The organism is Nafulsella turpanensis ZLM-10 (assembly GCF_000346615.1).
GTDB lineage: Bacteria > Bacteroidota > Bacteroidia > Cytophagales > Cyclobacteriaceae > Nafulsella > Nafulsella turpanensis.
In genome coordinates, this window is record NZ_ANNU01000008.1 from 168,598 (window position 1) to 188,043 (window position 19,446).

A 19,446-nucleotide genomic window follows, 5' to 3' on the forward strand; every position below is an offset into this window, starting at 1 on the left:
ATGCGAACCCCTTTCTTCTTTTTACTGTTCTGCTGCTGCATGCTGAATGCCTGCAAAGAAAAAACTTACCACAGCCAATTGGCACTGCTGTATAAAAATACCGTGCCCCTCATTGAGCCTGATAGTCTGGCCGCTATGCTGAAGCAGGAAGACACCCTGCTCCTGCTCGATACCCGAGCCCCTGAAGAATGGCTGGTAAGCCGCCTGCCGGGAGCCCGGTTTGCCGGATTCGAAACTTTCGACAGCAGTGGCTGGATGCTGGCACCCAAAGATATGCCGGTAGTGCTGTACTGTTCCATAGGCTGGCGCAGCGAAAAAATAGGCGAAAGAATGCAGCAGGCCGGTTTCAAAAAGGTATACAATTTATACGGGGGTATAATTGAATGGAAGAATCTGGGCCACCCGCTCCTTGGAACCAATGGTGAGCCCACGGAAGAGGTACATACCTACAACCGCTACTGGGGTATATACCTAACGAATGGAATACGCGTGTATGAAAAATAACCACCTGATTATATTTGTTAAAAATGTTATTCCGGGCAAAACTAAAACCCGCCTGGCTGCAGGAATAGGACCTGATAAAGCATTGGAGGTGTATGAGCAGTTGCTCCACCACACCCACAAGACCACCCGCTGCCTTCCCTGCCAGAAAAATGTTTACTTCTCCGAAGTAACAGAGCCGGACGGTGTATGGGGCGATGGTAATTTTAGCCTCAGTCTGCAGCGCGGCCATGATTTAGGCTTCCGCATGGAGCAGGCTTTTGAAGAACAGTTTGCCCGGGGGGCCGGGAAGGTTTGCATCATCGGTTCCGATACCTTTGAGATTACCCCCTCCATTATTCAGCAGGCTTTTAATGCCCTGGAGCATAAAGATGTGGTACTTGGACCGGCTCAGGATGGCGGCTATTACCTGCTGGGCATGAAGGAACTACAGCCCGAGTTTTTCAGGAACAAGGCCTGGAGTACTGAAAGTGTGCTGGAGCAAACACTTGAAGATGCACAGCGCCTGCAGTTAACGTACCACCTGCTCCCGCTGCTCAACGATATCGACCAGAAAGAAGACTGGCTGGCCCACCAGCGAAAGGTAAAGGAAGTATGAAAAACTCTTTCAGCCGCTTTAGCCTCCTCCTCCTCATCCTGCTGCTTTGTGTAGCAGCCTGCAGGAGGGTTGTGGAAGAGAAGGAGGGAAATATAGCACCCTCTTATATAAATGCTCTATGGGCCACTGATACGCTGTGGGACGATGGACTGGCTGAGGTGGCTGTATATGATGCCGAACGGGAAGTGTATGGCAGGACCAGGGACTTTGAGTATACCTTTATACTGGTAAAAGAAGATTTTAATCAGGCCTACAATGTTAAAACAGATGACTATAGTCGGGAAGACCTGTTTCCGGTAATGAAGGTGAATAAATTTGCTCGAATTCCCACACAGAAGTACCCCTACCATTACCTCAGCAGTCTGTTCTTTAAACGCGAGGCCCCGAATACGCTGCATAAAATGACCCAGTCCAGCCAGGAGTGGTGCGGCAATACCTTTAAACTTTTTGAACATACCGGCGACCATTATCGCTACGAATACACCAGCTATTGGGACGGCCAGGGAGATGGCGAAATGCAGCTGCCGGATACACTCTGGTTCGAAGATGCACTCAGCTATACCCTTCGTGCTCTCCGCTTCGAAGTAGGGCTTACTTTTGACCAGACAGTGCTGGAAAGTCAGGTTACCAATTCTGCTCCGGAGCCGAAAGTATACCAGGCTCAGTTCAAGGTTTCTGAAGATGAAACTGTCCTGTCCGACACTGTCCGGCCGGCCTGGCGGGTGGAAGCGCAACTGGAGGAAGGAAAAACCAATACCTACTGGTTTGCAAAGGAATACCCGAACATCCTTTTAAAGCAGCAAAGCTGGGATGGCCGTAATATGGAGCTTAAATCAGCTACCAGGGAAGCCTACTGGGCTGTAGAATAAGAAAAAGGCCTGATTTACCAGGCCTTTTTCTTATTCTACAATAACTCTTCGGGCAACAATCCCTTTTTCGGAGGTAAGCTTTAAATAGTAAACTCCTTTTGCCAGTTTGCTAACATCAATCTGGTGGGCCTCCCCATCCTGGCTTGCTTTTAGCTGCTGGTGCAAAAGGCGCTGCCCGCTTAAAGAGTACAGGCTAATGGCGTTTACCTTAGCAGGACTGTTCCTGTAGGAAATATGGAGGGTTTCTTTGGCAGGATTAGGATATATTTCCAGCTTTTCGGCCAGTTCTTTATCCTCAATTCCCGTAATCGGTGAAATCGTTTGGGTAAATACGGCTGAACCGCAATCATTCGAAACTTCCAGACGAACCTCGAAAGGTCCATGGCTCGTGTACTGATGCGTAGGATTTTCCTCTTCCACCGGCTCAGAACCATCACCGAAATCCCATGTATAAGAAGTTCCGTTCGTGGAAAGGTTCGTGAATATTACCTGTCCGTTTTCCTCTCTGTACTCAAAGGCTGCTTCCGGCATCCCGCTAAGCGAAAGACTGGCATCTTCTGAAAAATAAGATTCACCACCATCGGCTTCGGTCATTTTTAACCGGTAGGCAGCTCCTTCCATTTCGGTGCTTATCTCATTAATCCTTAGCTTCGGAGTGTTTACATTACTATAGACGGAACCATTCTCCAGGTCGACATAACTTTCCCCCTCTTTTTTCTGCCACTTGTAAGTCAGGTCGAAGCGGTTTGGATATACCTGAAAAGTCGCCTGCCCACCTTCGCAGCTAATTACATTTTCTGCTTCTTTTCCTACCAACCCCAAAGTTGGCTGCAGAATGTAAAGGCCGTGAGTAATATCACTCACAATTACCACCCCACTCTCAAAGAAGGGGTAATTGCTCCATGCCCCTTTAAACTTAACATCATTATCTTCAGGGTGCGTATCGAAGTAGGCGATCTCCTGCAGGTTAGCATTTTTAATATCTGAAATATTCAGCACCCGCAGGCCTGTAGTATAATTGGCTTCATAGGCAATTGCCTCTTTAATGTAGAGGTTATGGTCAATAGAGCTAAGATTGCTGACATACTCCCCAATCAGCACCGGGTTATCGAGGTCCTGCATATCCCATATGTAGCTGGTGGTATTCACACCTGTATAGTATTCGTCGAGCTCATCATTGGAAATAAAATAGCGATGGTCTTCCGTAAGCCAGCCCTGGTGAGCGTAAGCCGCATGCTCGTAAGGGTTAACAGAAATTAAAGCAGGATTGGCTTTATCTGTTACATCGACCAGGGTAATGGCATCTTCATTGGCATTAAAGCAAATTTCCTGTCCCGCATAATCAGGATCAGGTCCTTTGTAAATTACGCATTGCGCATCGTGGGTATAGCCATCGGCATCGAAACAGCCGGCAAATACGGGCTTCGCCGGATCCTGTATATTAATGATGTGCAAGCCTCCCATATTACAGTCATAGCCGGGGCTGTTGGCCCCTACGGCGTAGGCAAAGCCTGTTTCTTCGTTGATGACGAGATTATGGGCCTTGCCAATTCCCTGATAATTGGCCGTTTCGGCAAACTCCACAGGTGCGTTCGTTACATTTCTTAACTGTGTAAGGTCAAACACCTGCATACCGTGTCCTGCATCTTCACTCACAATAAAAGCATGGTTTTTATAAACCTTTATATCTCGCCAGGCGGATTTTCCTCCCTCATGCATTCCGGCTTGCTGCCTGTTCTTTCTCGCTCCCTCCGCCGCATGGTGCTCCGGCAGTATGCCCAGCACTACTGGCCTAACAGGGTCGCTGATATCGACAAAAGAAGTACCATTCGACATTCCCACCAATGCATATTCCTTGCCTGTCTCCGGATCAGTCCATCCCCAGAGGTCATTAAGCCATATCCCATCATGCTCTTCTGCTAATAGCTCTTCTGTACCCACATGTGCAAGTAAATCGATTTGGCTACAGGGATAATTACCTGCGTTTCCATCCACACAGGGGGTTTGAGCCGCAGCAAAAGTGCTGCAGAGGAATAAAGCAGGCAGCAGTAATCTAAATTTTAATGAAGAGCCGGGCATATATGGGATACAATTAAGCTTAAACATAAATATTAACACAATTTACAACAAAGTTGGGATACTGCAGCGGTAGCTTGGCAAATTAAAAACAGCTTAAGCCTGATTGTCAGGGCTTAAAGAGAGCTTTCTCAGGTCAAACAAATTTCTTCTGCAGAAATTCCCTTCAGCAAAGCCTGATGAAGGTTAAAAATTTTAAATTGCCACATGCACAACTCTTCCCTCCAACTATCTGAAATATGGATATACCCCATAAAGTCTCTGGCTGGCATTCAACTGGAGGAAGCCCGGCTATGTGAGCGGGGCCTGCAATGGGATCGCCGCTGGATGCTGCTGGATGAGAACGGCCAGTTCATGACCCAACGCCAGATGGCCTCCATGGCTCTGCTCGATGTAAGCCTGCAATCGCAACACCTGGAGGTCCGTCACCGGACCAAAAACCTTCCGCCGCTGAATATTCCGCTACAGGTGGATCCACTGTCAGCCCAGATTCAGGCTCCCATCTGGGATGATACCAGCAAAGCACTTTTCGCTGGCCAGGAAAGCAGCGAATGGTTTAGCGAAGCTCTTGAACAGCGCTGCCAGCTGGTTTTTATGCCGGAAGATGCCGAACGGCTTACCAGAGGCAAAATAAGCGGAAGGGTGCAAAAGGTAAGCTTTGCCGATGAGTACCCGATCCTGCTGATTGGCCAGTCTTCACTCGACGAGCTCAACCGCCGGCTTGAGGAGCCTGTTTCCATGAACCGTTTCCGCCCTAACCTGGTATTCTCCGGAGGCAAACCCTTCGAGGAGGATGGCTGGCATGCATTTGCTATTGGCGAAACCCGCTTCTGGGCCGAAAAGCCCTGTGCACGTTGTGTAGTAACCACCATTGATCAGTTGACTGGTGAAAAAGTAAATAAGGAACCACTGGCTACCCTTGCCCAATTCCGGAAATGGAACCAGAAACTACTCTTCGGCCAGAACTTACTATTTGAAGGAGAAGGACTGCTTAGAGTCGGTGACCGCATACAGGTAAAAAGCCACAAAGAATCACCACTGCCGCTGTGATATTTTCTTCCTCTAAATACTTCACCTATGCATCTCATAACCCGCCACCTGTCTCTGGAAGAATTAAAGCCCGGTGATATAGCTGATGTCCATCAACTACATTCCCTGCCTGAAACAGATCATTTTAACACCCTGGGAATACCTGCTGGCATTGAAGAAACTCAACAACTGGTAGAGCAGTGGTTGAAGCTACAGCAGGAGGAGCCACAACAATCGTATGTATTCTGCCTGAAGGAAAAAGAAAAGCAGACTTTTGCAGGCCTTGGAGCTATCACCCTAGGAAAACCTAAGTACAGGATAGGTGAAATTTGGTACAAGGTTCACCCTAACTTCTGGGGCCGGGGCTATGCCACAGAAACCGCCTTTGCCCTCCTGAACTTTGGCTTTAACACCCTCCGCTTACATAGGATAGAGGCCGGCTGTGCCGTAGAAAATGTTGCTTCAGCACGGGTACTGGAAAAAGCAGGAATGCTTTGCGAAGGCAGCAAAAGAAAGGTTTTGCCGATTCGTGGGCAGTGGGTGGATAATTATGAGTATGCTATTCTGGAAGAGGATTTCCGCCAACAGGAATAGCTGCGATTGTATTTCAGCTTTTTCATCAAATCATATTCATCTACCAGGGATTACATTTCCTGAATACTCCCTGTAAGTGCGTAAAGAAGAGGAATTAGTTCGCTAATTCGCGCCTCCTTCGTAACTTCGCAGCAAATGAGTGACATATGCCCTTCCTCTACCTGAAAGCCCTGCACATCATCTTTATCGTTACCTGGTTTGCCGGACTTTTCTACATCGTCAGGCTCTTTATTTATATGATGGAGGCCCACGAAAAGGAAGCAGAGCCGGCAAAGTCTATACTGTTAAAGCAGTACCAAATTATGTCGAAAAGGCTGTGGTATGGCATTACCTGGCCATCGGCCGTCCTTACACTACTAATGGGCCTGAGCCTGCTCTTTAGCTTTGGCTATCAAAATGCCATGCCTGACTGGCTTTGGATAAAGCTGGCCTTTGTAGTTGGCTTGTATGTTTACCACTTTGTATGTCACCAGCAATTCAAAAAACTGCAGCGGGGCCTTACCATCTGGAGGTCACAGAAATTAAGGATATGGAATGAAGTAGCAACTCTTTTCCTCATCTCCATCGTATTTCTGGTTGTGCTACGAAGCACCCTTAGTATGGTGTATGGAATTATAGGTCTTATTCTGTTTTCTGTCCTGTTAATGGTAGCCATCAGGATATACAAGCAATTGAGAGAAAGCAAATAAATTAAAATTATGTAATTACGGAATTGTGCACAGAAAAGCGGAACAGTGACGGATGGCAGGACGTTTTTTCGAAAGGAGGTAACCGGACAAGCCCCAGCCGAACAGATATCGCGCTCCTTGCTTCCAAAAATAACGGGTTCTAATCGGCCATTTTAAAACCTGCACAATTCCTGTTTAATCATTAAATAGTATGAAATATATACACCCACTCCTGCTTATTTTCTTTTTGGCTGTTTTTACAGCCTGCCAGCCAGGTGATGAAGAGGCTGAGAGAGAGTTACCCATTATGGGGCACACCACTTACGAAGAAAAGGTGGTAAACGGAGAAACTATTACCGACACAATTTACCATACCATCGACAGCTTTGTTTTTTACGACCAGGACAGTAACCGTGTTACCCGCGAAACAGTTGAAGGTAAAGTATATGTGGCGGATTTCTTTTTCACCACCTGCCCATCTATTTGCCCGGTAATGGCCAAGCAAATGCTGAGAGTACATGAGAAGTTTAAAGGAGAAGAAGATTTTATGATTCTATCGCACAGCATCGACCCGGAGTATGATACTGTAGCGCTGCTAAACGATTATGCCGAACGACTCGGGGTAGAAGAAGGCAGCAACTGGCGTTTCCTCACCGGCACGGAAACCGATGTGTATGAGTTAGGCGAAGGTGAATACTATGCCACCACCCAGCAGGACTCCACTGCCCCGGGAGGCTTTTTACATAGCGGGGCCTTTTTGCTGGTGGACCGGGAAGGACGCATTCGCGGCCATTACGATGGAACCGTACCCACAGAGGTCGATAAGCTGATGAATGACATTGAGCTGCTTTTATATAAAGGGAGAGATACAAATGAATAAATTAAAATTGCGCCCCCTGCTCTTACTTTTCACACTCCCACTCCTCCTTAACTGCCAGGGACAGGAACAGCCTGCAGAAGGAAGCTTTACAGTGCCCGAAGAACTCGATAGCAAAGCGGCGCTAAAATTCAGGCAGTACGCAGTACAGGGCCAGATTCTGTATCAGCAACATTGTACTAACTGCCACCAGCAAGATGGTAGTGGATTAGGAGAGCTCATCCCTCCTCTAGCTCAGTCGGATTTCCTGCTGAATAATAAAGGACATGCTTTGTGCATCATTCGCCATGGAATGGAAGGACCGGTAGTGGTAAACGGGGTACAATACAACCAGCCAATGCCGGCCAATCCAGCACTTACCGATATTGAAATAGCCGAAATTGCCACTTATATTTTAAATAGCTGGGGCAATGAAGGTGGTTTTGTGAGTGTACAGGAAGCTGAGGAACGGCTCAACCAGTGTAAGTAGGGCAGGTTTATTCCTTAGCGGTCGCAACCTCTGCCTGTTCAATAGCCCTTCTGATATCCATTCGGATTAACTCTGCCTTTTTCTCTTCCTGCTCATAAAAATCCATAGCCTGCTCATGCTCCATCCCCTCGGGCTCATAGGTAATCTCCTCCTTCCAGGCCTGGTAGGCTGCTTCCGTCTCCTCCAGCTCAGTTAACAGGAGGCGATATTGATCTATTTGTACCAGCTTACTGCTATCAGTCCCGGCCGACCAGTCAGCAATACTGTCGCGCAATTGCATCTTAAGCTCACCGACTCTAAGAAGTATGCCATCCATTTCCTCGCTAAGCTCCTGAAGCTCCTGCTGCCGGGCGTCTTCAATCTCCTGCTGCTCATTACCGCCACAACCAGAAAGTAAAAGGATTAAAACAGCTACTACAAGAGGATATTTATACTTTTTAGTCATAATTCAAATCCAATAAAAAAAAGCAAAGAACATTTTCATTCTTTGCTTTCTCAACTGCCTTTTCATGAAAAGGTTATTCCTTCAATACCTTCCTTGCCTCTGCAATGGCCGCATCCATCTGTCGGGCCACTTCCTGCATGACCGCCTTTTCTTCCTTCAGGTAATTTATACGCTCTTCGCCCTCCAGGCCTTCTCCTTCTTTACCAAATTGCCTCATCCACACGCGCATGGCTCCGTCTGCATCTTTCAGCTCTTTAAGCCTGTTCCGGTAAATGTTGATCATTTCTTCCTGCTCCATGGGGTTCGCATTCGTATTTTCAATACTGTCCTTGAGTTGCTGGCTCAGCCTGCGAATTTCTCCCATCTTAGCCATGGCATCGTCATGAATAACCATTACCTCATTATACAAAGCCTCCTCCTCAGACAGCACCTCCGGAACCGGAACCTCCGGAACCACCTCTACTGGTGGAGGTGGTTCAGCCACATTTTCCTGTTTCTGATCGCAGGACATGAGCATCAGGCAAAGCAGTGCCGGTAAGAAAAGTGGAAGTAAGTTCTTTTTTTCCATGCGCAATTTTACACTTTTTAGATTTAAGAGTAAAGTTCAGGAAAAAGAAGGAAAGGATTTAGGCTATTTCTAATTTTTATATAACTTGATTAAGAGGAAAGAAGTAGCTAGGGGACCACCAAAAGCTTCACAAGTTAGCTTCTCCTGCCTAACAGAGAAGCAATTCATGTAATATTTATAATAAATATTAACTTTTATGGATATTTAGCTACACTCTGACACTAAACAATACACCCCTTTTTTCCTTTAAAACAACCCAATTACATGAAACAGGAACTGCCTTCTGGCGGAACAAATACTTATTAAATGGCAAAAAAGAGAAATATTACAGAGGTAGGGAGATCTTTAATATACCACCATTATTGTGTGAAATTGTATTTAATATTACATCATATTAAAATCACAACCAAACCAATATTAAGATATGAAAAGATTTTTCCTTTCCCTTTGCTGTGTAGCCCTTTTAAGTGTTGGCCTTTCTTCCTGTGCAGATGAAGCCGCCGAAATCACTCCGGACACTGAAATATCTTCTCCCCAGTTCGAAACTGATGATGTAGACACAGATAGAACTGGAACAAAGAAGCCTGGAGCCTAACGCCCTCAACAGATATAACATTGTTAATGTAATAAATTATTTGGTTTTTATTGGGAAAGCCGCAGTTATTTCTTCAAATTCACATATTGTTGAAATAATACTGCGGCTTTAACCATGAGAACCCTTCTCCTCCTCTTCGTCTTGCTTAGCTCCCTTTGCTCTTGCCTTCCGGAAGACGAATCTACTCCTGAACCTAAATTAGCTAATATAGAAGCTCAATTAGACTATTACTGGGTGCTCTATGAAAGCCATTTAGAGTCTTCTAATCCAGATAGTGCTCTTTATTTTATGCAGGAATTAAAGAAATTAGCAGAAGCCTCTTCTAAAAGAGAGTGGCAGGCTGCAGCCTATGGAGCAATGGCTGATATCCGTTATATTCAAGGATATTTAGGAGAGGCTGTATATCTTTATGTAGAAGCTACCAACTTTTTTGAAAAAGAAGGTATGCTACCACAATTAGCAAATGCTTATAATAGCATTGGAGACATTTATGCCGCTACAAAAGATTACAAAACTGCACTTTCTTATCTCTCTAAAGCAAAGGATATTTTAATCTATGAGGGTTCCTCTAAGGAAAAGGCGATGATTTATCGCAATATAGCTGTCTGCTACAGTGAGTTAGACCAATTTGCAGAGGCACAAGATGCACTTCAGCTTGCCATGAAAGAAGCTTTGGCAGAGGGAGATTATAAAATGGTAAGCAGGGTTCACAATTTATATGGAGCAGTTCAATTAGAGCAGAGAAATTATGAAAAAGCCCGAGAAAATTACCTTTTAGCTATTGAAAGTTCAAAAAGTTTAGATAGCGGCATCAAATTAGAAGCAGGAGCCATCAATAATATAGGCGAAGCTTATTTAAGAGAAGGAAACTTTAAAGAAGCTGAAGAGTGGCTTAACAGAGCTCTTGCACTCAAGAAAGAAATTAATGATCCTACCTTTACCCAGAGTACTCTGAATACGCTGGGCGAGTTACATATTGAACAGGAGCAATATGCCGAAGCGATTGCCCTCCTGGATGCAGGACTAAAAGAAGCAGATCTTAGCATTGTGGAAGAATCTACAGAAACCGGTTTAGCGCTGATGATTGAAGCTTTGATTAAGGCCAGCGCTAAGGGCAATGGACCTAACGAACTTGCCTCTCTTAATAAACGGTTCTCTACCTACAGCAGCAAGTTGAGCACCTATAACCGTAAACTCTCCGATTTACAGGAAGAGCTGGAGACAAGCAGCAAACAGCAGGCCGTACAGCTGGCAACAGAAAAATACTCAGCAGCGAGCAGGCTAGAAGCCTCCGAAGAAAGAAGCCAGCACATTAAGTTGATAGCAGCCCTTCTGCTGCTTGGTGCCGCATATACCATCTTCTGGCACACCCGCCAGAGAAAGCGCACCCGAAAGATGATCGATGCCATTGACGATGTTCTTAACAGGCGCCCAAACCCGCTCGTTCAGCAGATTCAAGGCAAGTTACCTAAAATTTAAGTTACACCTGAAGAGGCATCAGTAGATGGAAGTAATTCCTCAGGAGTACGCAGGAGAGGAATTATTTCTATCTACTCATCGGCATAACTTACAAAAGCAGCCTCTTCCAGTACATACATTAGCTCACCCAGGTTATCCTTATTAATTTTAAACTTACCCTTTATCTTCACTGGCCGGGCGGTAAATTCTATTTCTTCCTCCAGGAAAACCTCTGCCACTGTTTCCGGTCCTCCTCCACCGCAAAAGAAACAGGCATCTATTGGCAAAGAAGAAAGAATCAGGTGCTCCGGCTTAAACATCCCTTCAAACGGAATAATAAAACCCTGCAGGGTTACTTCTTTACCTTCCAGTGCTTTTATCTTTTCCGAAAACTCCGGCACGTACAACTCCCCATATTCATCTTCCTCTACTTTATACGTTACTTCCGAGAGGATATTCCAGTAATTAGGCTTTCCTCCCTGGGCCAGCACTCCTATAGCGCCAAAGCTCATAAAGAATAAGACTAAGCCTGCAATTACTGATAAATTCGTCTTCATGTCCACTCCGTTTCTTTTGCTGTAAAACTACAAGGATCCTGCCATACCACAAAAATCCTCCTCCCAATAACAAAAAAGGCTGCCCGGACATTCCGAAGCAGCCATTCTTTTAAATATTTTTATCTCTAACTATTCAGGCTCATCATAAAAGCCATTCTTTCCTTATTGCGAAAGTCGTATATCGAATAGCCTGTATGCTCCTTAAAAACACGAGCCAGGGAGCGGGCGCTACTGTAATGAAGCCGAGCTGAAATTTCCGAAACACTCATACTACTGGAATTAAGCAGGTGTTTTACGTACTCCATCTTTAAGCTGATATAATAATTTTCAATGGTCCGGCCTTCTATTTTACGGAAACGCTTACTTACTGATGAGAAGGGCTTTTTCATCTGCTCTTCCAGAAAATCAGATAGATTCGGCACAGCACCTTTCTCTCTGAGCATAGCCAGGTAGTTTCCCAGCAGAAACTTTACCTCTTCCGTAAGCTCCTTATCCTGCTTTTGCAACACTCTGAAACCTATCTTTTCCAGTGCTACTGCCAGATCCTTTGCTTTGATATTTACTGAATTAACAAAGGCTGCTGTTCCCAGCTCAATTTCCTTTACTTTCAGCCCTATACGCTCCAGTTCATTACTCACCGAAAGAATATCCCTCGGCGAAGTCATATTATGAATATAAATTAGTTCTTCCTGCATACCTCACTCTTAAATAAAATATAATATAAAAAAATGACAATTGTTTTGGCAGAACAGCCCTGATGAGGAAATAATTTAACTTCTGGAAAAAGAGAGGTAATAGACTCCCCATCAAATGACTGCACCTGCAAAAAATTGAAAACAGGGGGTAGCAGCAGAGGCTGTCCTTACCAGATGTTTTTCTTTCTTTTAACGCTCCTGGGAGGCAAAATTGTACAGGGGCCGTTTTAATTCTACCTTAAAATTAACTATTATTAGTGTTTCAACAATTAAATCCTTGTTTTTGCAGATTTTACCTGTTAGGCAACAGAAATGGTTAAAAAAATCATACTATTCATCTTCTTTTCAGGCTACTGCCTGAGCGCTTCGGCACAAAAAGAGAATATTTGGAAGCAACTGGAAGCGGTGAAATTCTCCACTGTTAATACAGAAGATGGCTTTCCTATGGATGTACCTACCTTTGGCCCGGAAGTAAAGGCCCTGGAAGGGAAAACCATTCGCCTGAAGGGATACATTATTCCCCTTAAAGAGCTGCAGGGACAGAATTACTTTGTTTTTTCCCGCTACCCGTTTAATCTTTGCTACTTTTGCGGAGCTGCAGGCCCGGAAACAATTATTGAAGTAAACAGTGCAGAGGAAATTCCTTTTACTGAAGACCTGATAGAACTGGAGGGACGCTTTGAGCTCAATGCCAGCGATCCTGACCATATGATGTACCTACTGAATGAGGCCCGCCAGCTTAATCCTTAGCAGTTTTGGCCCTGCTCTACAGGGCGAAGGTAAAGCAGGCAAGTATGAAAATAATTAAAAATTTAACACCCATGAAGTTATCTCTTTTTAAAAAGCTCCTCCTTGGCTCCTTTTTCCTCTATGCCGCGCAGCCGCTAATGGCACAAACAAAGGATGAGGCGATGCTGAAAGACATTTATAAGTACTCCCTCACCAAGGGCGAGAGCTATGAAATGCTGCGGGACCTCACCAAAAATATTGGTGCCCGCCTCAGTGGCTCCCCACAGGCGGCAGCTGCAGTGGAATGGGGCCGCCAGCTGATGGAGACCTACAACTTCGATACTGTTTGGCTGCAACCTGTAATGGTTCCCCGCTGGGTAAGAGGAGGGGAAGATATTGCCCGTGTACTCAATAGCAGCACGCACGGCACACAGGAACTCACCGTTACTGCACTTGGCAACACCACCGGCACAGGCCCTGATGGGCTGAAAGCAGAAGTAATTGAAGTGAAACACTTTGAAGAGCTGGAAGCGCTGGGCGAAAAAGGGGTGAAAGGCAAGATCGTATTTTTCAACTATCCTATGAAATCAGAGTACCTGCAGACCTTCCAGGCCTATGGCGATGCAGCGAAATACCGTACCTCAGGCCCTTCGGAGGCGGCTCAATTAGGGGCTGTTGGGGCTGTTGTTCGTTCGCTTACGACCAGTCTGGATGATGTGCCGCATACCGGTACCACCCGCTTCGGGCTTAATGTGCCGCAAATTCCGGCGATTGCCGTTAGTACACAGGATGCAGAAATGCTCAGCGAAATGCTGCAGAAGGATAAAAACTTAAAAATGTATATGGAAACGCACGGCAAGATGCTGGATGATGTGCTTTCCTACAACGTCATCGGCGAAATCCGCGGCAGCGAGAAACCTGATGAATACATTGTAGTGGGCGGACACCTCGACTCCTGGGATTTAGCCGAGGGCGCTCATGACGATGGCACTGGTATTGTGCAGTCGGTCGACGCCCTTCGGATACTGGATGCGCTGGGCTATCAGCCACGCCATACCCTGCGGGCAGTAATGTTCATGAACGAAGAAAATGGCCTCGCCGGTGGTCGCGAATATGCCGAGCAGGCAGAAGAAAAGGGAGAAAAGCATGTTGCTGCCCTGGAATCGGATAGCGGTGGCTTTACACCCATTGGCTTTAGCGTCGACAGCGGAGAAGGAACACTGGCGAAAGTACAGAGCTGGAAGCCTCTGTTTGAGCCTTACCAGCTGCATGAAATAAAAGCCGGCTATGGCGGGGCAGACATTAGTCCCTTAAAAAATCAGGGAACTCCCCTATTCGCATTCCGCCCTGACTCACAACGTTACTTCGACTACCACCATACACCCAATGATGTATTCGAAAATGTAAATAAGCGCGAGCTTGAACTAGGCACTGCCGCAATGGCTTCTCTGCTCTACCTCATCGACCAACACGGTCTGTAAGCAGGTGGATAGTCTTACCCAAATAGTTTTAGGGGCTGCGGTAGGCGAGGCAGTAGCCGGCAAAAAGCTGGGCAACAAAGCCATGTTCTGGGGTGCAGTAGCAGGCACCATTCCCGATCTGGATGTATTACTCAACCCCTGGCTGGATGTGGTAGAAGAGCTGAGCTGGCACCGCAGCCTCACGCATTCCCTGCTATTCGCAGTTATAGCCGCCCCACTGCTGGCCCTGCTGCTACGGAAGCTATACCCAAAAAGCCCGGCCGGTTTTAAAGACTGGCTGTGGCTCTTCCTGCTGGGCTTTGTCACCCATTCTGTACTCGACTCTTTTACCACCTGGGGCACGCAGCTCTTCTGGCCTTTCAGCGATTATGGAGTGGCCTTTTACAATGTTTTTGTGATCGACCCATTCTATACGCTCCCCTTTCTGATATTCCTGATATGGGCAGCCACCAAAAACAGGAAGGACCCGGCCCGGCAGCGCCTGAATACCACAGGCCTTGTAGTAAGCTCCGCATACCTCCTCTTTACTTTTGTAGCGCAGTCGGCCGTGGAAGGGGTGGTGGAGAGAAACCTGGAGGAGCAGCAAATAGATTATGAGGAACACATCGTAAAGGCCACACCTTTTAATGCCATACTTTGGGCAATAGTTGTTAAAACAGAGGAAGGATACTACAACGGCTTTTATTCGCTGCTGGACGATACAGATAATATTAACTTCCAATACTTTCCGAAGAACGAGGAATTGCTCTCTCCTTACCTCCCTCACCCTAAGCTGGCAAAGCTCCTGGAAATTACCAAGGGCTACTATTCTGTTAAGCCTGGCGAAGACGAGCTGCTGATTCGCGACCTGCGCTTCGGACAATTTAACGGCTGGCAGGACGAGGGCGGCGAATTTGTTTTCACCTACACACTGGAAGAGAAAGAAGGAGAACTCCAGATTGGGCAAAAAGAATTTAGCTTCCGTCCGGACGGTGATTATCTGGATGCTTTCCTAAGTCGAATAGCAGGAAAGCCGGCAGTTGTGGATTAAGCAAAGGGTCCCTTACTTGATCCACAGCACACCCCATTATTGTACAGCTGCATTTCAACAATCTTTTTGTAAGGCTAAAAATAGTAGCTTCCCTTCCATCTGTTCCATCACTTTAATAAACTACCTGACGCTTTCTTTACAACGCGACTAGCTTATCAGGTAGACTTTAACTAAAGCAATAACAGCTACCAACAAAAAGATGACGTTAAGCACCCAGCTTGCTGGTGCTTTCTTTGATACACCGTAAAAGGCCATTAAAAGACAGCCAAAGCTATACATCCCCAGGTACAGGAGTGACTGACTGCTAATAACATTAAAACTGTTCAGGCTGAAGGCCAGAAGTGCAAAGACTGCGCCTACCCAACCTACTACTTCCCACACATATTTTCGAAATTGCACCATTGCCTTATTTATTAAGCTTTACAGGTTTATAACTCTTTATTACTGCAAAGTAAGCGTAGGCAGATGGACTTAAAAATGCTAATATTGAGTTGACTATTGCGAAAACTGAATCAGTATAAATGGAACTTCAGCAGATAAAACACTTTCTGGCACTATCCCAGGAACTGCACTTCTGGAAAACGGCCGAGCGGATGTTCATTACCCAGTCCGCACTCAGCAGGCAGATTAAAGCCCTGGAAGATGAACTCGGTGTACAGTTATTCGAGAGAAGCAAGCGAACGGTGAGGCTCACGGAGGCTGGTTCCTTTTTAAGAGACCAGTGGTTACCCATGCTCGATGAGATAAATCGTATCCACATGCAGGCCAGGAAGATTCATGAGGGGGCTTCCGGCTTTGTTAGAATTGGTTACCCGGGTTCCATCGCCTACAGTTTTATGCCTGAGCTACTGACCAGCATATCCCGCATCCAACCTGAGCTCAAGATAGAATTAGTGGAGCCAACTGACACCAGCTTTGAGCAGCTATTACTGAATTATCAGGTGGACATGGCTTTCAGGCGTGATCCTGCTGAAAACCCCTCCCTGCAGTCGAGCTGCCTGTATTCAGAACCATTTGCACTTGTTGTGCCCCTGAACCATCCCCTGGATGAACAGAATTTTACAGGCCTACACGATTTGAAGAACGAGAAGTTCATCCTGTCTAACCTGGCGCAAACAACCTTCTATACCTCAAGCCTTCGGCAGATGTTAGAGGAGTACGAATTTACTCCCAACGTTTACATTGAAACAGACTTTGGTGGAATGAGTCTTGCGCTGGTCTCAAGGGGGCTGGGCGTTACCATCCTGCCCTATTCCTATTCTTTCAGCGCATTACCTAATGTACGCTTCATCCCGTTACCCTACAAAATGAACCTCTATGTGACATGGCGAAAAAACGACCACAGTCCTGTCCTCAGGAACATTCTACGTCAGGTTACGGAAACGGCCGGCAGATACATAGCGGAAGGAAATTAAAACAGTTTTTGTGGCACGGCGCCATAAGGCACTTTTTCAAAAGTGTAGCTGCACCGGCCAGGTAACCGCGGCCACTCAAAACCACGTTATTGCAAGCGGTGCTCTTCGATTTTTTTAAAGCTCTGGTTAGAGAGCAGGTTTTGAATGGCAGCCGCCAACAGTTTTGCACAGCTAATTACTTCTATTTTGGGGCTGGTAGCCGCATAGCTGAGGGTATTAGAAATGTATACCTGCTTAAGAGACGATTTCTCTATCTTCTCCCGGGCACCAGCGCTCAGGATGGCATGGGTACAATACGCACGAACAGACAAGGCGCCCTGCTCAGTCAGCAGATCTGCTGCTTTACAAAGGGTGCCCGCGGTATCGATCATATCATCAATAATAATTACATTCTTTCCTTTTGGATCGCCAATCGTTTCCATATGGCTCACCTGGTTTGGCTTCAGTCTTTCCTTATGAATTACGGCCATATCGCAATTAAGCCTATCTTTATAAATCTTTATTCTCTTCAAACCTCCAAAGTCCGGACTGCACAGGCACAGGTTCTCCAGTTTTAAGCTCTTAATGTGCTGTACATATATCTGGCTCATATACAGGTGGTCGACCGGCACCTTGTAAAAACCCTCAATAGAATCGGAGTGCAAATCAATGGTAATCACCCTGTCTGCCCCCGACTGCTGCAACAGGTCAGCTATCAGGCGGGAGGCAATTGCCGTACGAATATTTCCCTTGCGCTCCTGCCGGCTGTGAGGCAGGTAAGGTAAAATACAAATCACCTGTTCGGCAGAAGCCCGGCGGGCAGCATCAATGGCGAGGAAAAGCTCAAAAATATTCTCATAAGGCATATTAATTTGTGCCACCAGAAAAACGATATGCCCGCGTACACTTTCCTGAAAACTCACAAACTTCTCCCCGTCTGAGAAAGTCTCTGTTTGCAAAGAGCCCATTTCTTTATTCAGCTCCTGTGCTATGGAGTATCCCAGTTCTGTAGCGCTGGAAGTAGCAAAAAGTTTGTACGGTTTATTCATAAGGAAAGTGTTCAAAAATCACCATCATCTTTTCAAAATTAAACTAAAAAGCCCGAAGAATAAATATTTCGGTAAGGAATCCATAACCCCTCAACCGCTCAGCTGGCATTACAGAACGAATAGACAAAAGGTTTTTGCCACGAATACTATTCTAAGTATCTGCCTTTAAAGGAAAGTTAAAAGAGATGAAAAAGAATTTGGAAAAAAAATAATCGATTTCGGAACTCATTTACAGAATTATCGTTAATGACTATACAAACTCGATAAGAAATAATTTATCGAATAAGAATCTTTGGTTGAGGAGAGAGAGGAAGGCTATATGGAATATTATCTTCGGATAATAGGAAATATAGCCTTTTCTTCTTTTGTGTCTTTAGCTCATCAACCTCTTATTCCTCCCTCCTACTGCTTTCCGGCTTTTAACCCAAAAAAGGACCTGAATCGCTTCAAGTCCTTTTTTACTCACCATATTTTTTTAGCCTATTGCGCTAATGGCTCCGGAGAAAACACCTGAACGGCATATATTCTTTTTGTCTTTGGGTCAAGATTAACTGCTATTCCGCTTCGGCTAAACTCTTCTTTCACCAGGTTTTTAAAGTGCATAGGGGAATGCACCCATTGCTGTATAAACAGCAGGGCAGATTGCTCATATGTTTCTACGCGGTTAACGGTATAGCCTTTCTTTTGCACAAGAAGCACCTGAACCGGGTGTTCCGCGGCATTTTCGCCAGTCTGGTAACCTATCCCGCCGAAGAATTCTACCCTGTCCTGCGGGTCGTACTTCTTCTTATTTCCCTCCTGAAAGTGGGAAAGCATTCCTTTCTTTGCCAGATAAAGAGCATGATCTACAGCAGCCTGCTGCAATATTGCATCTGCTGCTAATGGCTGCTTTTTGTGAGACTGCCGCACACTATCTACCTTTTCTGCAATAAGCGTCTGCAGAAGGGTCGCATCAAAACTTTGTACATCAATAGGGGTTTGGGCAGGCAGGCGCAGGGCCAGCAACAGCAGGCAGCCTGCTACTATCAGTCCGGATATTTTTCTCATATAGATTCATTTCCTGTGCTAACACAACGGCTGGAATAAAAATTCGTGGAGGTAAGGATAGAGGATAGGTGCGCCTGGCACTCATCCTTTTTCCTTTGTGCCAGCAAATGGACTGATTTTAATTTTATTCGCTAATGATGGTTTCTACCTCTTCCATCTTTTTCTCGCTGTACGCTCCGGAGGTAGCATAAACAATCTTCCCTTCCTTATCCAGTACAAAAAAGTAAGGCTGGTCCCGCTCTTCCAGCTTAAGGGCATCACGATAGCTGTTTATTTCCCCTACATAAAACATAATATGGGGGTGTAGCCGCTCATCAACTTTTTTCAGAGCCTTTCTTTTAGCCGTGCCCGCAGCAGCTTTCTTTAGTCCACTAAACATAGGCACGAAGTATACATTAACATCGTAGGCAAAGTCAGCAAAAAGGCCTGCATTGCCTGCATCCTGCAAAAAGCGGGTATACACAGGGTTAAACCAGCTCTCCAGCTCATCGTCGCTTTTCTTGGAAAAAGCCATACCTACGAGGGTATACTTGCCCTTGGTATCTTCCGGAATACTTAGCGCCTGTTTATCGATGGTCTCCCCTTCTATCGACGGAAAGCTTTGGCCTGTCTGAGCGATTAAATCAAGGCCAAGAAAGCTCAGCAGACCTATGAAAACTATTTTTTTAATCATGGTGCAATAGATTTTTTACTTTAACGGCTTCTTTTCCCGGAAGG

Annotated in this window: 23 protein-coding genes; 14 read left to right on the top strand and 9 right to left on the bottom strand. The window is 45.8% G+C overall.

The annotated features are described in order from the left end of the window. Genes F752_RS0104540 through F752_RS0104550 form a run of 3 tightly spaced genes read left to right on the top strand, consistent with a single transcriptional unit; the run spans position 1 to position 1,968 of the window. Positions 1–504 carry a rhodanese-like domain-containing protein gene (locus F752_RS0104540; protein ID WP_017730547.1) on the top strand — a complete coding sequence of 168 codons (504 nt, stop codon included), beginning with the start codon at positions 1–3 and terminating at the stop codon, positions 502–504. After that, positions 494–1,099 (top strand): TIGR04282 family arsenosugar biosynthesis glycosyltransferase, encoded by a 606-nt coding sequence (locus F752_RS0104545; RefSeq protein ID WP_017730548.1) that lies wholly within the window; start codon positions 494–496, stop codon positions 1,097–1,099. Before F752_RS0104540 ends, F752_RS0104545 begins: the two co-directional genes overlap by 11 nt. Further along, positions 1,096–1,968: a hypothetical protein gene (locus tag F752_RS0104550; RefSeq protein ID WP_017730549.1), complete on the top strand. Its 873-nt coding sequence runs from the start codon at positions 1,096–1,098 to the stop codon at positions 1,966–1,968. Before F752_RS0104545 ends, F752_RS0104550 begins: the two co-directional genes overlap by 4 nt. A gap of 30 nt (positions 1,969–1,998) precedes the next feature. Here the strand turns inward: F752_RS0104550 and F752_RS25180 are convergent, their stop codons facing one another. Further along, on the bottom strand, positions 1,999–3,963 hold the full coding sequence (locus F752_RS25180) for a choice-of-anchor B family protein (protein ID WP_160164082.1): 1,965 nt from the start codon (positions 3,961–3,963) through the stop codon (positions 1,999–2,001). 288 nt (positions 3,964–4,251) lie between these two features. On the opposite strand from F752_RS25180, the gene F752_RS0104560 reads away from it, so the two are divergent. The 5 genes from F752_RS0104560 (at position 4,252) to F752_RS0104580 (ending at position 7,681) form a co-directional block, all read left to right on the top strand. Continuing rightward, the gene (locus F752_RS0104560; RefSeq protein WP_017730551.1) at positions 4,252–5,094 is read left to right on the top strand and encodes an MOSC domain-containing protein; all 843 of its coding nucleotides are present in this window, start codon (positions 4,252–4,254) and stop codon (positions 5,092–5,094) included. A gap of 27 nt (positions 5,095–5,121) precedes the next feature. Then, positions 5,122–5,667 carry a GNAT family N-acetyltransferase gene (locus F752_RS0104565; RefSeq protein ID WP_017730552.1) on the top strand — a complete coding sequence of 182 codons (546 nt, stop codon included), beginning with the start codon at positions 5,122–5,124 and terminating at the stop codon, positions 5,665–5,667. A gap of 146 nt (positions 5,668–5,813) precedes the next feature. Then, the gene (locus F752_RS0104570; protein WP_017730553.1) at positions 5,814–6,356 is read left to right on the top strand and encodes a CopD family protein; all 543 of its coding nucleotides are present in this window, start codon (positions 5,814–5,816) and stop codon (positions 6,354–6,356) included. Between the two features lie 190 nt (positions 6,357–6,546). Next, entirely contained in the window at positions 6,547–7,215 is a 669-nt protein-coding gene (locus tag F752_RS0104575; RefSeq protein ID WP_017730554.1) for an SCO family protein, read from the top strand. Next, entirely contained in the window at positions 7,208–7,681 is a 474-nt protein-coding gene (locus tag F752_RS0104580) for a c-type cytochrome (RefSeq protein ID WP_017730555.1), read from the top strand. Before F752_RS0104575 ends, F752_RS0104580 begins: the two co-directional genes overlap by 8 nt. Before the next feature lie 7 nt (positions 7,682–7,688). Here the strand turns inward: F752_RS0104580 and F752_RS0104585 are convergent, their stop codons facing one another. Then, positions 7,689–8,126, bottom strand: a complete 438-nt coding sequence (locus tag F752_RS0104585) for a hypothetical protein (RefSeq protein WP_017730556.1) — start codon at positions 8,124–8,126, stop codon at positions 7,689–7,691. 73 nt (positions 8,127–8,199) lie between these two features. After that, positions 8,200–8,694 carry a hypothetical protein gene (locus F752_RS0104590; RefSeq protein ID WP_152425027.1) on the bottom strand — a complete coding sequence of 165 codons (495 nt, stop codon included), beginning with the start codon at positions 8,692–8,694 and terminating at the stop codon, positions 8,200–8,202. A gap of 424 nt (positions 8,695–9,118) precedes the next feature. Between F752_RS0104590 and F752_RS26195 the strand changes: the two genes are divergently transcribed. Together F752_RS26195 and F752_RS0104605 are read left to right on the top strand one after the other, a co-directional pair. Then, complete coding sequence (locus tag F752_RS26195; protein ID WP_017730559.1) at positions 9,119–9,289, top strand: hypothetical protein; 171 nt, start codon at positions 9,119–9,121, stop codon at positions 9,287–9,289. Between the two features lie 114 nt (positions 9,290–9,403). Beyond that, a complete protein-coding gene (locus F752_RS0104605; protein ID WP_081604510.1) occupies positions 9,404–10,768 on the top strand; it encodes a tetratricopeptide repeat protein in 1,365 nt (454 codons plus the stop codon). 71 nt (positions 10,769–10,839) lie between these two features. Here the strand turns inward: F752_RS0104605 and F752_RS0104610 are convergent, their stop codons facing one another. Then, on the bottom strand, positions 10,840–11,304 hold the full coding sequence (locus tag F752_RS0104610; RefSeq protein WP_040664189.1) for a hypothetical protein: 465 nt from the start codon (positions 11,302–11,304) through the stop codon (positions 10,840–10,842). A gap of 125 nt (positions 11,305–11,429) precedes the next feature. Beyond that, positions 11,430–11,999 (bottom strand): helix-turn-helix domain-containing protein, encoded by a 570-nt coding sequence (locus F752_RS0104615; RefSeq protein ID WP_017730562.1) that lies wholly within the window; start codon positions 11,997–11,999, stop codon positions 11,430–11,432. Positions 12,000–12,311: 312 nt separating this feature from the next. Between F752_RS0104615 and F752_RS0104620 the strand changes: the two genes are divergently transcribed. The 3 genes from F752_RS0104620 to F752_RS0104630 all read left to right on the top strand — a co-directional run bounded on the left by F752_RS0104620 (position 12,312) and on the right by F752_RS0104630 (position 15,239). Then, a complete protein-coding gene (locus tag F752_RS0104620) occupies positions 12,312–12,749 on the top strand; it encodes a hypothetical protein (protein WP_017730563.1) in 438 nt (145 codons plus the stop codon). A 71-nt stretch (positions 12,750–12,820) separates the two neighbouring features. Next, positions 12,821–14,209, top strand: coding sequence for a M28 family peptidase (locus F752_RS0104625; protein WP_026135519.1), 1,389 nt, complete (start codon positions 12,821–12,823; stop codon positions 14,207–14,209). A 4-nt stretch (positions 14,210–14,213) separates the two neighbouring features. Further along, positions 14,214–15,239 (top strand): metal-dependent hydrolase, encoded by a 1,026-nt coding sequence (locus F752_RS0104630; RefSeq protein ID WP_017730565.1) that lies wholly within the window; start codon positions 14,214–14,216, stop codon positions 15,237–15,239. A 147-nt stretch (positions 15,240–15,386) separates the two neighbouring features. Here F752_RS0104630 and F752_RS0104635 read toward each other — a convergent pair whose 3' ends face one another. Continuing rightward, positions 15,387–15,641: a hypothetical protein gene (locus tag F752_RS0104635; protein WP_017730566.1), complete on the bottom strand. Its 255-nt coding sequence runs from the start codon at positions 15,639–15,641 to the stop codon at positions 15,387–15,389. Positions 15,642–15,760: 119 nt separating this feature from the next. On the opposite strand from F752_RS0104635, the gene F752_RS0104640 reads away from it, so the two are divergent. Then, the gene (locus F752_RS0104640; protein ID WP_017730567.1) at positions 15,761–16,654 is read left to right on the top strand and encodes a LysR family transcriptional regulator; all 894 of its coding nucleotides are present in this window, start codon (positions 15,761–15,763) and stop codon (positions 16,652–16,654) included. Between the two features lie 86 nt (positions 16,655–16,740). Here F752_RS0104640 and F752_RS0104645 read toward each other — a convergent pair whose 3' ends face one another. The 3 genes from F752_RS0104645 to F752_RS0104660 form a co-directional block, all read right to left on the bottom strand. Beyond that, positions 16,741–17,682 (bottom strand): ribose-phosphate diphosphokinase, encoded by a 942-nt coding sequence (locus F752_RS0104645; protein ID WP_017730568.1) that lies wholly within the window; start codon positions 17,680–17,682, stop codon positions 16,741–16,743. Positions 17,683–18,162: 480 nt separating this feature from the next. Beyond that, positions 18,163–18,729, bottom strand: a complete 567-nt coding sequence (locus tag F752_RS0104655) for a CAP domain-containing protein (RefSeq protein ID WP_017730569.1) — start codon at positions 18,727–18,729, stop codon at positions 18,163–18,165. A 124-nt stretch (positions 18,730–18,853) separates the two neighbouring features. Further along, positions 18,854–19,402: a hypothetical protein gene (locus F752_RS0104660; protein WP_017730570.1), complete on the bottom strand. Its 549-nt coding sequence runs from the start codon at positions 19,400–19,402 to the stop codon at positions 18,854–18,856. Between the last annotated feature and the right edge of the window lie 44 nt (positions 19,403–19,446).

Bases quoted from the DNA above. Each gene is read 5' to 3' on its own strand.
- F752_RS0104540 (WP_017730547.1), top strand. From the start codon at position 1: ATGCGAACCCCTTTCTTCTTTTTACTGTTCTGCTGCTGCATGCTGAAT.
- F752_RS0104545 (WP_017730548.1), top strand. From the start codon at position 494: ATGAAAAATAACCACCTGATTATATTTGTTAAAAATGTTATTCCGGGC.
- F752_RS0104550 (WP_017730549.1), top strand. From the start codon at position 1,096: ATGAAAAACTCTTTCAGCCGCTTTAGCCTCCTCCTCCTCATCCTGCTG.
- F752_RS0104560 (WP_017730551.1), top strand. From the start codon at position 4,252: ATGCACAACTCTTCCCTCCAACTATCTGAAATATGGATATACCCCATA.
- F752_RS0104565 (WP_017730552.1), top strand. From the start codon at position 5,122: ATGCATCTCATAACCCGCCACCTGTCTCTGGAAGAATTAAAGCCCGGT.
- F752_RS0104570 (WP_017730553.1), top strand. From the start codon at position 5,814: ATGCCCTTCCTCTACCTGAAAGCCCTGCACATCATCTTTATCGTTACC.
- F752_RS0104575 (WP_017730554.1), top strand. From the start codon at position 6,547: ATGAAATATATACACCCACTCCTGCTTATTTTCTTTTTGGCTGTTTTT.
- F752_RS0104580 (WP_017730555.1), top strand. From the start codon at position 7,208: ATGAATAAATTAAAATTGCGCCCCCTGCTCTTACTTTTCACACTCCCA.
- F752_RS0104585 (WP_017730556.1), bottom strand. From the start codon at position 8,126: ATGACTAAAAAGTATAAATATCCTCTTGTAGTAGCTGTTTTAATCCTT.
- F752_RS0104590 (WP_152425027.1), bottom strand. From the start codon at position 8,694: ATGGAAAAAAAGAACTTACTTCCACTTTTCTTACCGGCACTGCTTTGC.
- F752_RS26195 (WP_017730559.1), top strand. From the start codon at position 9,119: ATGAAAAGATTTTTCCTTTCCCTTTGCTGTGTAGCCCTTTTAAGTGTT.
- F752_RS0104605 (WP_081604510.1), top strand. From the start codon at position 9,404: ATGAGAACCCTTCTCCTCCTCTTCGTCTTGCTTAGCTCCCTTTGCTCT.
- F752_RS0104610 (WP_040664189.1), bottom strand. From the start codon at position 11,304: ATGAAGACGAATTTATCAGTAATTGCAGGCTTAGTCTTATTCTTTATG.
- F752_RS0104615 (WP_017730562.1), bottom strand. From the start codon at position 11,999: ATGCAGGAAGAACTAATTTATATTCATAATATGACTTCGCCGAGGGAT.
- F752_RS0104620 (WP_017730563.1), top strand. From the start codon at position 12,312: ATGGTTAAAAAAATCATACTATTCATCTTCTTTTCAGGCTACTGCCTG.
- F752_RS0104625 (WP_026135519.1), top strand. From the start codon at position 12,821: ATGAAGTTATCTCTTTTTAAAAAGCTCCTCCTTGGCTCCTTTTTCCTC.
- F752_RS0104635 (WP_017730566.1), bottom strand. From the start codon at position 15,641: ATGGTGCAATTTCGAAAATATGTGTGGGAAGTAGTAGGTTGGGTAGGC.
- F752_RS0104640 (WP_017730567.1), top strand. From the start codon at position 15,761: ATGGAACTTCAGCAGATAAAACACTTTCTGGCACTATCCCAGGAACTG.
- F752_RS0104645 (WP_017730568.1), bottom strand. From the start codon at position 17,682: ATGAATAAACCGTACAAACTTTTTGCTACTTCCAGCGCTACAGAACTG.
- F752_RS0104655 (WP_017730569.1), bottom strand. From the start codon at position 18,729: ATGAGAAAAATATCCGGACTGATAGTAGCAGGCTGCCTGCTGTTGCTG.
- F752_RS0104660 (WP_017730570.1), bottom strand. From the start codon at position 19,402: ATGATTAAAAAAATAGTTTTCATAGGTCTGCTGAGCTTTCTTGGCCTT.